General features: G+C 73.3%; 9 protein-coding genes. 4 read left to right on the top strand and 5 right to left on the bottom strand.

What is annotated here, in order from left to right:
- The 3 genes from CG719_RS15355 to CG719_RS15345 form a co-directional block, all read left to right on the top strand.
- The coding region (locus CG719_RS15355) for an ABC transporter ATP-binding protein (protein WP_234375598.1) at positions 1 to 3,285 on the top strand (3,285 nt) is incomplete at its 5' end.
- A gap of 79 nt (positions 3,286 to 3,364) precedes the next feature.
- Positions 3,365 to 3,754, top strand: a complete 390-nt coding sequence (locus tag CG719_RS15350) for a hypothetical protein (RefSeq protein WP_100569185.1) — start codon at positions 3,365 to 3,367, stop codon at positions 3,752 to 3,754.
- Positions 3,755 to 3,872: 118 nt separating this feature from the next.
- Complete coding sequence (locus tag CG719_RS15345; RefSeq protein ID WP_100569184.1) at positions 3,873 to 5,327, top strand: S28 family serine protease; 1,455 nt, start codon at positions 3,873 to 3,875, stop codon at positions 5,325 to 5,327.
- A gap of 72 nt (positions 5,328 to 5,399) precedes the next feature.
- Here CG719_RS15345 and CG719_RS15340 read toward each other — a convergent pair whose 3' ends face one another.
- The 3 genes from CG719_RS15340 to CG719_RS15330 all read right to left on the bottom strand — a co-directional run bounded on the left by CG719_RS15340 (position 5,400) and on the right by CG719_RS15330 (position 9,275).
- Positions 5,400 to 6,029, bottom strand: coding sequence for a hypothetical protein (locus CG719_RS15340; RefSeq protein WP_100569183.1), 630 nt, complete (start codon positions 6,027 to 6,029; stop codon positions 5,400 to 5,402).
- Between the two features lie 144 nt (positions 6,030 to 6,173).
- A complete protein-coding gene (locus CG719_RS15335; protein WP_100569182.1) occupies positions 6,174 to 8,003 on the bottom strand; it encodes a glycoside hydrolase family 3 protein in 1,830 nt (609 codons plus the stop codon).
- Positions 8,004 to 8,357: 354 nt separating this feature from the next.
- Positions 8,358 to 9,275: a LysR family transcriptional regulator gene (locus CG719_RS15330; RefSeq protein WP_100569181.1), complete on the bottom strand. Its 918-nt coding sequence runs from the start codon at positions 9,273 to 9,275 to the stop codon at positions 8,358 to 8,360.
- Positions 9,276 to 9,372: 97 nt separating this feature from the next.
- On the opposite strand from CG719_RS15330, the gene CG719_RS15325 reads away from it, so the two are divergent.
- Complete coding sequence (locus tag CG719_RS15325) at positions 9,373 to 10,320, top strand: EamA family transporter (RefSeq protein WP_100569180.1); 948 nt, start codon at positions 9,373 to 9,375, stop codon at positions 10,318 to 10,320.
- A 64-nt stretch (positions 10,321 to 10,384) separates the two neighbouring features.
- Here CG719_RS15325 and CG719_RS15320 read toward each other — a convergent pair whose 3' ends face one another.
- Together CG719_RS15320 and CG719_RS15315 are read right to left on the bottom strand one after the other, a co-directional pair.
- A complete protein-coding gene (locus CG719_RS15320; RefSeq protein WP_100569179.1) occupies positions 10,385 to 11,317 on the bottom strand; it encodes a bifunctional helix-turn-helix transcriptional regulator/GNAT family N-acetyltransferase in 933 nt (310 codons plus the stop codon).
- Between the two features lie 732 nt (positions 11,318 to 12,049).
- The gene (locus CG719_RS15315; protein ID WP_100569178.1) at positions 12,050 to 13,108 is read right to left on the bottom strand and encodes a LacI family DNA-binding transcriptional regulator; all 1,059 of its coding nucleotides are present in this window, start codon (positions 13,106 to 13,108) and stop codon (positions 12,050 to 12,052) included.
- Positions 13,109 to 13,126 lie beyond the last annotated feature (18 nt).

The raw sequence follows: 13,126 nt of genomic DNA, 5'->3' as shown, positions 1-13,126 counted from the left end.
TCCCTGGTCATCATGGCCTGGCTGTCGCTGCCGCTGACCCTGGTCGCCCTCGCCGTCGCCCCGGCCCTCGGCTGGATCGCCCGGCGCAGCCGCACCAAGCTCCACCCCGCCACCTGGTACGCCCAGGCGCAGGCCGCCGCCGTCGCCGGCGTGGTCGACGGCGCGGTCAGCGGCGTCCGCGTGGTGAAGGGCTTCGGACAGGAGGAGCAGGAGACCGGCAAGCTGCGCGAGGTCGGCCGCAGGCTGTTCGCCGGGCGGCTGCGCACCATCCGGCTGAACTCCAGGTTCACCCCCGCGCTCCAGGCCGTGCCCGCCCTCGGCCAGGTCGCCATGCTGGCCCTCGGCGGCTGGCTCGCCGTGCGCGGGCACATCACGCTGGGCACCTTCGTCGCCTTCTCCGCCTACCTCGCCCAGCTCGTCGGCCCGGTCCGCATGCTCGCCATGGTGCTCACGGTCGGGCAGCAGGCCCGGGCGGGCACCGAACGCGTCCTGGAGCTGATCGACACCGAGCCCACCCTGACCGGGGGCACCAAGGAGCTGCCCGCCGACGCCCCCGCGACCGTCGAGTTCGACGACGTCTCGTTCGGCTACGCGGACGACCGGCCCGTCCTCCAGGGGCTGTCGTTCGAGATCCGCCCCGGCGAGACCCTGGCCGTCGTCGGCTCCTCCGGCTCCGGCAAGTCCACGGTCTCCCTGCTGCTGCCCCGCTTCTACGACGTCACCCACGGCGCCGTCCTCGTCGGCGGCCACGACGTGCGCGAGCTGACCCTGGACTCGCTCAGGGCCGCGATCGGCCTGGTGCCCGAGGACTCCTTCCTGTTCTCCGACACCGTCCGCGCCAACATCGCCTACGGCCGCCCCGACGCCACCTCGGAGCAGATCGAGGCCGCCGCCCGCGCCGCCCAGGCCGACCGCTTCATCGCCGAGCTGCCCGACGGCTACGACACCACGGTCGGCGAGCAGGGCCTGACCCTCTCCGGCGGCCAGCGCCAGCGCATCGCACTGGCCCGAGCGATCCTCACCGACCCGCGCCTGCTCGTCCTGGACGACGCCACCTCCGCCGTGGACGCCCGCGTCGAGCACGAGATCCACGAGGCTCTGGCACAGGTCATGGAGGGCCGCACGACCCTCCTCATCGCCCACCGCCGCTCCACCCTGAACCTCGCCGACCGCATCGCCGTCCTCGACCAGGGCCGCCTCGCCGACCTCGGCACCCACGACGAGCTCCAGCAGCGGTGCGCCCTCTACCGGCGCCTGCTCACCGACCCCGACGAGCTCGGCGGCGTCTCGCCGGGCCACGCCCAGCCCGCCGCACCGCCGGAGGACGTCTCCGTACGGCAGGAGCTGGACGCCGAGTTCGACGCCGAGCGCGGCATCACGCCCACGCTGTGGGCGGGGGAGCGCGAGCCCCGGGACACGGCCATGTCCGGCATGCCCGCCACCCCCGAACTGCTCGCACAGGTCGCCGCGCTGCCGCCCGCCACCGACACCCCCGGCATCGACGAGCGGCGGGCCGTCCGCCCGGAGGACTCCTACGGCCTGCGCCGCCTGCTGCACGGCTTCGGCCTGCCGCTCCTGGTCAGCCTCGGCCTCGTCGCCGTGGACGCCGGGATGGGCCTGCTGCTGCCGGTCATGATCCGGCACGGCATCGACCAGGGCGTCACACGGATGGCCCTGGGCGCCGTCTGGGCGGCCTCGCTGCTCGCCCTGTTCGCCGTGCTGGTGCAGTGGGCGGCGCAGATCGGCGAGACCCGGATGACCGGCCGCACCGGCGAGCGGGTGCTGTACTCGCTGCGCCTGAAGATCTTCGCCCAGCTCCAGCGGCTCGGCCTGGACTACTACGAGCGCGAGCTGACCGGCCGGATCATGACCCGGATGACGACCGATGTCGATGCTTTGTCGACATTTCTGCAGACGGGTCTGGTGACGGCGTTCGTCTCCGTGGTCACCTTCTTCGGCATCATGGTGGCCCTGCTGGTGATCGACGTGCAGCTGGCGCTGGTCGTCTTCGCGACCCTGCCGCCGCTGGTCGTCGCCACGTTCTTCTTCCGCCGGGCGAGCGTGCGGGCGTACGAGCTGGCCCGTGAGCGGGTGTCGGTGGTCAACGCCGACCTCCAGGAGTCGGTCGCCGGGCTGCGGATCGTGCAGGCCTTCCGGCGCGAGGGGGACGGCGGGCGGCGGTTCGCCGGGCGCAGCGACAGCTACCGCCAGGCGCGGATCCGGGGCCAGTGGCTGATCTCGGTCTATTTCCCGTTCGTGCAGTTCCTGTCCTCGGTCGCGGCGGCCTCGGTGCTGATCGCGGGCGCGGGCCGGGTGGAGGCTGCCACGCTGACCGCGGGCGCCCTGGTGGCGTACCTGCTCTACATCGACCTGTTCTTCGCGCCCGTCCAGCAGCTCTCCCAGGTCTTCGACGGCTACCAGCAGGCGACCGTCTCCCTGGGCCGCATCCAGGAACTGCTCCGGGAGCCGACGTCCACACGGTCCGCCGCCGAGCCCCGCGACGTGCCCGGGCTGCGCGGCGAGGTCGCCTTCGAGGACGTGCACTTCCGGTACGGCGCCGCCGACGAGGGCGAGGCGGCCCTCACCGGCGTCGACCTGCGCATCCCGGCCGGACAGACCGTCGCCTTCGTCGGCGAGACCGGCGCGGGCAAGTCGACCCTGGTGAAGCTGGTGGCCCGGTTCTACGACCCGACCGGCGGCCGGGTGACCGTCGACGGCACGGACCTCAGGGAGCTGGACATCACCGCGTACCGGCACCGGCTCGGGGTCGTGCCGCAGGAGGCGTACCTCTTCCCGGGCACCGTCCGCGACGCAATCGCCTACGGCCGGCCCGACGCCACCGACGCCGAGGTGGAGGCCGCCGCGCGCGCGGTCGGCGCGCACGAGATGATCGCCACGCTGGAGGGCGGCTACCTGCACGAGGTCGCCGAGCGCGGACGCAACCTGTCGGCCGGTCAGCGCCAGCTCATCGCGCTGGCCCGCGCCGAACTCGTCGACCCCGACGTCCTGCTTCTCGACGAGGCGACCGCCGCGCTCGACCTGGCCACCGAGGCACAGGTCAACCAGGCCACCGACCGGCTCGCGGGCCGCCGTACGACGCTGGTGGTCGCCCACCGGCTGACCACGGCCGCCCGCGCCGACCGGGTGGTGGTGATGGACCACGGCCGGGTCGCCGAGGACGGCACGCACGAGGAACTGCTGGCCCGCGACGGGCGGTACGCCGAGCTGTGGCGGACGTTCGTCGGAGCGTCCGAGCCGGAGGAGCCGGTCAGCGCGTCCCGCTGAACCCGCCGGAGGGCAACCGTCCGGCCCACGGGCCGCGTCCGTACATCAGTACGCTTGTAACTGGCAGTCAGGGGGGACTGTGGACAGTGGTGCGATACGCCGGAGGCCGCTGCCGGTCGTGGCCGTGCTGACCGGGGCGGTGCTGCTGGCGTTCGCCGCACCCGGCACCGCCAGGGCAGCGGCCACCGCCTGCGCCGGCCGCGAGGTCAGGACGGTGCCCTTCGCCACCGGCACCATCCACGTCCACAAGCGCGACGGCTACGTCTGCGCCCTCACCGTCGCCACGAAACCCGGCTCCAAGCGGCCGATGTCGGTGACGGTGCAGGCCCGCGGCAACCGTCCGGTCACCGACAAGGGCCGCTACTCCCGGCACGCCGGCCCGGTCACCGTGCACGCGGGCCACCGGTGCGTGCGGGTCGCCGGATCGGTGGGATCGAAGTCGGTCCACACGGACTGGATCCTGTGCTGATCCCCTGATCCTGGTGCCGAACCGCTGAAACACGTTCAGGTATTTTCCCTGCTCCCCTGGTGTGCACCCGAGTTGCTCCGATAGCTTCCGGCGAACATCTGTCTCATAGGGAGGGTGCATGCGCAAGGCGCTCAGATGGCTGCTCGCGCTCACTGTGTCCATCGGCACGCTGAGCACGGCGGGGGCGGCCACAGCAGCCCCATCGCCGGAGGCCACGAACGGCACCGCGGCCAGCTCGGAATCCGACATCCTGAACCGGCTCCTGGCCATCCCGGGGATGAGCCTGATCCAGGAGAAGCCCTACAGCGGCTACCGCTTCTTCGTCCTCAACTACACCCAGCCGGTGGACCACCGCCATCCGTCGAAGGGCACCTTCGAGCAGCGGATCACCGTGCTGCACAAGGGAGAAGACCGTCCGACGGTCTTCTACACCGGCGGCTACAACGTCTCCACGACGCCCAGCCGCCGTGAGCCCACCCAGATCGTGGACGGCAACCAGGTCTCCATGGAGTACCGGTTCTTCACCCCGTCCCGTCCCGCCCCGGCCGACTGGTCCAAGCTCGACATCTGGCAGGCCGCCAGCGACCAGCACCGCATCTACGAGGCGCTGAAGCCGGTCTACTCCCACAACTGGATCGCCACCGGCGGCTCCAAGGGCGGCATGACGGCCACCTACTACAAGCGCTTCTACCCCGGTGACATGGACGGCGTGGTCGCCTACGTGGCCCCCAACGACGTGGTCGACAAGGAGGACTCCGCCTACGACCGCTTCTTCGCCACCGTCGGCACCAAGGAGTGCCGCGACCGGCTGAACGGGGTGCAGCGGGAGGCGCTGGTGCGCCGGGAGTCGCTGGAGAACAAGTACGCCCAGTTCGCCGCCGACAACGGCTACACCTTCACCACCATCGGCAACCTGGACAAGGCGTACGAGGCCGTCGTCCTCGACTACGTGTGGGGCTTTTGGCAGTACAGCCTGCTGAAGGACTGCGGCACCATCCCGGGTGACGCCAAGAACGCCACCGACCAGCAGATCTGGGACACCGTCAACACCATCTCCGGGTTCGACGCCTACACCGACCAGGGCCTGGAGACCTACACGCCGTACTACTACCAGGCGGGCACGCAGCTCGGCGCGCCGACCATCCAGTTCCCGCACATCGAGAAGAAGCTGATCCGCTACGGCTACCAGCCGCCGCGCAACTTCGTGCCGCGGTCCATCCCGATGAAGTTCCAGCCGTCGGCGATGCGTGACGTGGACACCTGGGTTCGCCGGCACGCGAACCACATGCTCTTCGTGTACGGGGAGAACGACCCGTGGGGCTCGGAGCGGTTCCGCCTCGACAAGAAGGCACAGGACTCGTACGTCTTCACGGCGCCCGGCATGAACCACGGGGCGAACGTCGCCGGTCTCGTGCCGGACGAGAAGGCGCTCTCCACGGCGAGGATCCTCGAGTGGGCCGGAGTCGCCGGCCCGGCGGTCCAGTCGAACCCGTCGGTGGCCAGGCCGCTGGCCGGCTTCGACGCGAAGCTGGACGTGCGGGACGTGGAGCGCGAGCCCGCGCTCAGGCCGTGACGCGTTGATCCGCAGACGCTGATCGAGAGGCGCTGATCGAGACGCGCTGATCCCGGTGGGCTGCGCCCGGAGTCACAGTCTCCGGGCGCAGCCCACCGGTTCGTCACCGCCCAGCCGGACGTACAGGTCGGTAGACGCGGGGCACTGCTCGCGGCTGCGCACCGCCCCTATCACCCGGTACTCCGGTTTCTTCCCGCCCGAGCCGTCGCACGCGGTCTCCCGCACCTGGCCGCGGCCGGAGCCGTAGAGGCAGTCGCCGACGACGGTGCGCGGGCCGCCCCCGCCACCGGGGTCGCCGGGGTGCGGCGGCTGCAGGTTGCGCATACAGGCGTAGCCCTGCGGGATCGCGCCGCCCTCCCGGCCCGGGACGGCCGGCTGGGCGCCGATGTGCAGCACGAAGTCCGTGTCCGGCGGGCAGGGTGGGCCATCGGCGGGCCGCCCGTCGTGGCGGGCGGTCACCCGCGCCGCCGCCCGCTCGCCGGAGCACGGCACCTCGGTGAAGCTCGTCGTGCCGAAGGAACTGCACTCGCCCACATCGAGGAACACCGCGCCGTGTCCGGAGGGCAGCGCGGACGCCGGGGCACCGCTCCGCTCCCGTGCGTCCGTGGACCCGGACGGCTGTCCGCATCCCGCCAGCACGGTCAAGAGCAGCGCGGGCAGGGCGCACGCCACCTCCACCCGCCATGTCCCGCGACTCGCCATCCCCCGGTCCACCCCCCCGGCCCAGCGTGGCCCGCCAGGGCGGTGCCACGCCAGGCGTGCGGGGCGCTTCGGGCCAGTTTGCGGTGGCGCGCCGGGGGCGTGACGTAAGCGCCGTACGCCCGACGTGCGAGCCCGGCCAGTACGTCAGTACGTCAGGCCGTACCCGATGGGGTACAGGACCCGCGCCGGGTCGTCCGCCCGCTGCACCGGCACCGGGAGCTTCCCGCGCGGCCTCGCCCCGCCCGCGATCACCCGTGCGGCGGCGCGCAGTTCCACGTCCGTCCAGGAGTAGGCCGCCAAGTGGGCCGGGACGGTGGGCAGCTGAGCGATGTCGTAGGGGTTGCGGATCGCGACCGCGATCACCGGGCGGCCGGTGGCGACGAGCCGTTCCACCAGCGTCTTCTGGGAGCTGCCCGCCGTGACGTTGTAGGTCGCGACCACCACCGCGTCCGCGTCCTGCGCCGCGGCCACCGCCTGGTCGGCGGTCGCGGCCGACGGGGCGGTGCCGGTCGACAACGCCGTGGCCTGGAAGCCGAGTTCGGTGAGGGCGGCGGCGAGCACTCCGGTGGGCGGCCCGGTGGTGCCCGACGGGGAGGCGGGGTCGGCGCCGACGACGAGCAGCTTCTTGTGGCCGCGGCGGGACAGCGGCAGCAGGCTGCCCTCGTTGGCCAGCAGGGTCGTGGTCCGCTCGGCGATCCTGTCGGCCGCCGCCAGGTGGGTGCCGATGCCCACGACGTGGTCGACGTTCGCCTGGCTGACGTAGGGGTCCTCCAGCAGTCCCAGCTTCGCCTTCAGCCGGAGAACGCGCAGGATCGACTCGTCGAGCCGGGCCTCGGTCAGTTCGCCGGCGCGGACCGCGTTCAGCACCGCGTTCCAGGCCACGTCCAGCGAGGGCGGGTTGAGCAGCTGGTCCACGCCCGCCTTCAGCGCGAGCACCGGCACCCGGTCGTCGCCGTACTTGGTGCGCACGCCGTCCATGCCGAGCGAGTCGGTCACCACGACCCCGTCGTATCCGAGTTCGCCGCGCAGGATGCCGGTGAGGATCGGGGGGGAGAGGGTGGCCGGGTCTCCGGAGTCGTCCAGCGCCGGGAACTGGATGTGCGCGGTCATGATCGAGTCGATGCCGGCCTTGATCGCGGCCCGGAACGGCACCGCGTCCAGCTTCTCCCACAGCTCGCGGCTGTGCGTGATGACGGGGAAGCCGTAGTGGCTGTCGGTGGCGGTGTCCCCGTGCCCGGGGAAGTGCTTGGCGGTCGCCGCCACCTTGGAGCTCTGGTAGCCCTTCACCTCGGCGGCCACCAGCCTCGCCACCGCGTCCGGGTCGGCGCCGAAGGACCGTACGCCGATGACCGGGTTGGCCGGGTTGACGTTCACGTCGGCGTCGGGGGAGTAGTCCTGGTTGATGCCGAGCGCGCGCAGCTCCGCACCGGAGACGCGGCCCAGGGTGTGGGCGTCGGCGGACGAGCCGCCCGCGCCGACCGCCATGGCGCCCGGGAAGAGGGTCGCGGGCTTGCCCACGCGGCAGACGATGCCGTGCTCCTGGTCGGTGGCGACGAGCAGGGGCAGGCCGCGCGGCTGTCCGAGGGACGCCTTCTGGATCCCGTTGGACAGGTCGGCGATCTGATACGGGTCCCGGGTGTTGTTGGCCCAGGCGAAGTAGATGATGCCGCCGACGCGGTACCTGGCGATCAGCTCGGCGGCCGTGCGGACGCCGATCTCCTTGAGGTTGGCGTCGATGTCGGCCTGCGTCGGGTCGGTCGCCGAGTGGCCGTAGACCCGCATCACGAAGAGCTGGCCGACCTTCTCCTCGAGCGTCATCCGGGAGATGAGGGCACGCAGCTTCTTGTCGTTGTAGGAGGCGGCGTGGGCGGTGCCGGTGCCCGTGACCGCCAGGGCGGCGGTGATGCCGGCGGTGGCGGCGAGGACGGCGCGTCTGGAGGGAAGTGCGGTGGTTCCCGTGCTGGTGTCGTGCACGTGCGCCCCTTCCGGGAGGAGATCCGCTGGACCAGGGGGTGTCTGACACCCCCTGGCGCTGAAGGAAACTTCCGAGGAGTCACCAATATCCAGGAAGTTTCTGCCAGTCAAGGGAGTGCACAGGAACCGGTGAGGGCGCCGCCGGCGCTGCCGGAGGGGGGCGCGCCGACGGCGGCGGGCTGCCGGCCGCGGTGCGGAGGAGAGGGTGGCCGGCGATCGCTTCCGTCGGCGAGGCCGACACCGCACAGCGCGGACTCCTGCGGCAGCTCCTCCGGTCGGACGGGCCGGAGCCCTGCCGGGTTCCCGGACCGGGCGTGTATTCCCGCACGTTGGCGCGGGTGTGACCGCGGGAGTTCAGCGGGGCGTGTGCGCGGACGCCTTGGGCCAGTGCTCCCGCAGGGTGCGCACCGTCTCCGCGATGGCCGGCCTGCGGGCGGCGCCCGTGCGCCACAGCGCGTACAACCGCCGTACGGGCATGGGATCCAGTGGCACCTCCACCACCCCCTCGGGCAGCGGGCCCCGGCCCAGCCGGGGGATCAGCGCGACGCCCAGGCCCGCGGCGACCAGGGCGACCAGGGTCGGGTTCTCGTCGGCCTGGTGGACCACGTCCGGCTCGTGTCCGGCGGCGCGCAGGGTGTGCAGCAGCCAGTCGCTGCACACCCGGCCCGGCGGCTGGCAGATCCACCGCTCGCCGCCCAGTTCCTCGCGCCGCACCCCCGTCCGCCCCGCGAACGGGTGCCCGACCGGCACCAGCAGGTCGCACAAGTCGTCCCCGATGACGGCCTGTTGCACACCGGCGGGGGCGGGCAGCGGAGCGATGTCCCAGTCGTGCGCGACGGCCAGGTCGACGGCACCCTTGGCCACCAGGTCCACCGACAGGTGCGGGTCGACCTCGCTGAGCCGGGCGTCAAGGGCCGGGTGCCGCCGGGCCAGGTCCGCGAGGACGCCGGGCATGAGCCCGCGCGCCGCCGAGGCGAACGCCGCCACCAGCAGCCGTCCGGCGGGCACCCCGCGCCGCTCCTCGAGCTCGGTCTCGGCGCGCTCGACGATCGCCAGCAACTCCCTTGCCGTGGCGACCAGTTGGTGCGCCTCGTCGGTGAGCCGCACGCCGCGCCCCTCGCGTTCGAGCAGGACGGTCCTGGTCTCCCGCTCCAGCTTGGCGATCTGCTGGGACACCGCCGACGAGGTGTACCCGAGCGCGGCGGCGGCCGCACCGACGGTGCCGTGCACGGAGACGGCGTGCAGGGCGCGCAGACGCTGGAGATCGAGCACGGTGCCTCCGGAGGGGTCGAACGATTAGCAGAGCTTCATGCAATGGTGCAGCAATCATCGCTGGTGCTTCACGGTCCGCCGGCGTGATCCTCGGTACATGCGACCCGCCCATGTCCTGCTCGCCGTCCTCGTCGCCGCCGTCTGGGGCGTGAACTTCACCGTCATCGAGGTCGGCCTCGGCCACTTCCCGCCCCTGCTCTTCTCAGCCCTGCGCTTCCTCGCGGCCGCGGTACCCGCCGTCTTCCTCGTGGGCCGGCCCAAGGTGGCGTGGAAGTGGATCGTGGCGGTCGGACTGGTGCTCGGTGTCGCCAAGTTCGGGCTGCTGTTCGTCGGGATGGACGCCGGAATGCCCGCCGGGCTCTCCTCCCTGGTGCTCCAGATCCAGGCGGTGTTCACGGCCCTGTTCGCCTTCCTTGCCCTCGGTGAACGGCCCTCGGGCATACGGGTGCTGGGCATGGGCGTGGCGCTCGCCGGCATCGGCGTCGCGGCCGTGGACGAGGGCGCCGCGGGCCCCGTCGGCGCCTTCGCGCTCGTCGTCGCCGCGGCGGCCTGCTGGGGCGTCTCCAACGTGCTGACCCGCAAGGCGGCGCCCCCGGACGCGCTGAACTTCATGGTCTGGGTGAGCACGGTCCCGGTCCTGCCGCTGCTCGGCCTGTCGCTGCTGCTTGAGGGGCCCTCCCGGGACCTGGCCGCGCTGCGCGCCCTGGACTGGCAGGGCGCGGGCACGGTCCTCTACGTCGCCTGGATCACCACGGTCTTCGGCTTCGGCGCCTGGGGCCTGCTGCTGCGCCGCCACCCGGCGTCCACGGTGGCGCCGTTCTCGCTGCTGGTCCCGGTCTTCGGCATGTCCGCGGCGGCACTGTTCCTCGGCGAATCGGTGAGCCCCCTGCGCTGGTGCGCGGCGGCGTTGCTGGTGGGCGGGGTGGCGTTGACGTCCGTGACGCCGGGCCGCCGCCGCGAGCCGTCGCCTGACCCGGCTCCGGAGCCCGCCGCCGCCCCCACCGACGTCCTCGCCGCGGCGGAGCCGGCCGGGCGCCCGCGCTGAGGCCGACGGCCCCGTTCACCGGCCCCCGGAGGGCGGGCTTCAGGTACGGCACGGGCGCTGCTCGTCACGCGCCCGGTTCGCGCAGGTCCAGCCGCCAGTCCTGGCCCATCAGGTCCTTGCCGAAGGAGTGGTGCGGCTGCTCGGAGACCAGGACGAAGCCGTGCCGCTGGTAGATGCGGCGGGCGCTGCCGAGCACGTCGTTGGTCCACAGCACCAGGTCCCGGTACCCGGCCCCGCGCGCGAAGTCGACGACCGCCCGCACCAGCCGGTCCCCGATGCCCAGTCCGCGCGCCTCGGGCCCGACGAGCAGCAGCCGCAGCCGGGCGGTGGCCGGGGCGTCGTCCCGTACGCACATCACGCACCCCACCGGACGCCCGTCGAGTTCGGCGATCCACACCCGCTCCAGGTCCGGGTCGTGGTCCTCGGCGAAGTCGGCGACGATCCTCGCCACCAGGCGCTCGTAGCCGGCGTTCCAGCCGAACTCGGCCGCGTACACCGCGCCGTTGCGCTGCACGATCCAGCCCAGGTCGCCCGGTCCGGGCCCGCGCAGCACGACGTCCTCGGGGCGGGGTGCCCGTCCCTCGGACAGGATCTCCCGGACGGTGCGCATCGCGTCCGCCAGCCGTGACCGCTCCTCCGGCGGTACGGAGAGCAGCAGCCGGCCGACGGACTCCCGCGCCCGCTCCTCCAGCAGGCCGGCGGCCTCCCTGCCGTGCGGGGTGAGAGTGACGCTCCGGCGCCGGGGATCCCGTTCGGACGGGCCGCGCTCGACCAGCCCCTCCTGCTCGAACTTGTTGAGGATCCGGCTCAGGTACCCGGCGTCCAGCGAGAGTTCGGCCCGCAGGTCGGCCGCGTCGGTCCGGGGCGCGTGCGCGAGTTCGTAGAGCACCCGGGACTCGGTGAGCGTGTAGGGGGCGTAGAGGTGGCGGCCGTAGTCGAGGGCGCCGATGGCGTTGGTGTAGAAGCGGTTGAAGGCGCGGATGTCCTGGACGGTCATGTCGGGCCCCGTCGGTGAGGGGGTGGGAAGGCGGACGCGGATGCTTGACTCAGTCAGAGAAACCGCTGAGCCCGAGGCTAGACCCGCCGGCGCCCGCCCGTCCATGGCCCCGGCCGCCGGACCCGCCCGCCTGACGCCCCGAGTCCGCGGCACCCGCGCGCACCTCCGCGGTGTCCCACCCCGCGCGTGCGCCTGACGCCGCGGCGGGTTGCCGCGGAGTCACGCGGCGCCTCACGCCCCGCGTGCTGTCCCCGTGGACTCGCCCGGTGCGCTTCGGACCCGAGCGGTTCCCAAGCCCCGCGGGATGTCTCACGGACCACCGGGCTCACGCCCTGTGGTCCTCGGCCCCGCGCGATGTCGCATCCGGGCGCGGCGCCTGACGCCCGCAGAGGCCGGTGCACCGCGCGCGGCGCCTCACGCCCCGCGCAGTGCCGCACGTCCCCACGGCCCCGTGCGGTTCCCAAGCCCCGCGGGATGTCTCACGGCCCACCGGGCTCACGCCCTGCGGGGTTCTCAAGCCCCGCGGACTTCAGCCCGCGGGGTGTCCTGCCCCGCGTGCGCGTCACGCCTCGGGGTCCCCACGGACTCACGCGGCGCCCCCGTCGACTGGCGTGGTTCGGGCCCCGCGGGACGCCCCTGTGGATTTGCGTCGCGCCCCCGTCGACTGGCGTGGTTCGGGCCCCGCGGGACGCTCCCGTGGCCTCGCGTGGCGCCCCGGTCGACTCGCGAGGTTCAGGCTCCCGCGGCCTCGCGTGGCGCACCCGTGGACCCGCGCACCATCAGCTCCCCCGGGACGTGCGCGACCTCGCCCGCCGGAGGCTCCTCGCGGCCCATCGCGATGCGGCCCGCGCGGGCGCCCGCCTCCGCGAGGGGCAGCCGGACCGTCGTGAGGGCGGGGACCGTGTCGACGCTGAAGGGGAGGTCGTCGAAGCCCGCCACCGAGACGTCCTCGGGGATGCGCAGACCGGACTCGCGCAGCGCGGCGCAGGCGCCCAGCGCGACGGAGTCGTTCGCCGCGACGACCGCCGTCAGGGACGGGTCGCGGCGCAGCAGCTCCAGGGTGCCCTCGTGGCCGGACCGGCGGTCGTACCGGCCGTACACCGTCCGGCGGGGATCGTCCTCGATGCCCGCCGCGGCCAGCGCCTCCCGGTGGCCCTCCAGCCGGTGGCGGGTGGTCGTCCGCTCCTCGGGGCCCGCGATGTAGCCGAGCCGCCGGTGGCCCAGGGCGATCAGATGCTCCGTCAGCCGCCGCGCGCCGCCCTGGTTGTCGAAGGCCAGGGCGATCGCCCGGGTGTCCGGCGCCGGCGGCCGCCCGCACAGCACCACGCGCGTCCCGGCGTCGGCCAGCTTGCGCAGCTTCGCCGAGACCGCCGCCGCGTGCGGCGCGTCCTCCACGGCCCCGCCGGTCAGCACCACCGCCGCCGCCCGCTGCCGTTGCAGCAGGGTCAGGTAGGTCAGCTCGCGGTCCGGTGAGCCGCCCGTGTTGCAGACCACCGCCAGCCGCTCCCCGCCGGCCCGCCCCCCGGGCCCGCCGATCTCCGACTGGATGGCGCTCGCCATGATCCCGAAGAAGGGGTCGGCGATGTCGTTCACCAGGATGCCGACCAGGTCGGAGGTCGCGGCGGCGAGCGAGCTCGCGGGGCCGTTGAGCACGTAGTCCAGCTCGTCGACCGCCTTCAGCACGCGTTCCCGGGTGGAGGCGGCGACCGGGTAGTTGCCGTTCAGCACGCGCGACACCGTCGCGGGAGAGACCTGTGCGCGGGCCGCCACGTCCGCCAGGGTCACCGTCATCTCGTCGTCCTCCGGTCG

It is taken from the genome of Streptomyces sp. CB01373 (assembly GCF_002803075.1).
In the GTDB taxonomy this organism is placed as follows: domain Bacteria; phylum Actinomycetota; class Actinomycetes; order Streptomycetales; family Streptomycetaceae; genus Streptomyces.
The sequence above is the reverse complement of the archived record's forward strand: the minus strand, read 5'-3'. Positions and strand labels throughout refer to the sequence as shown.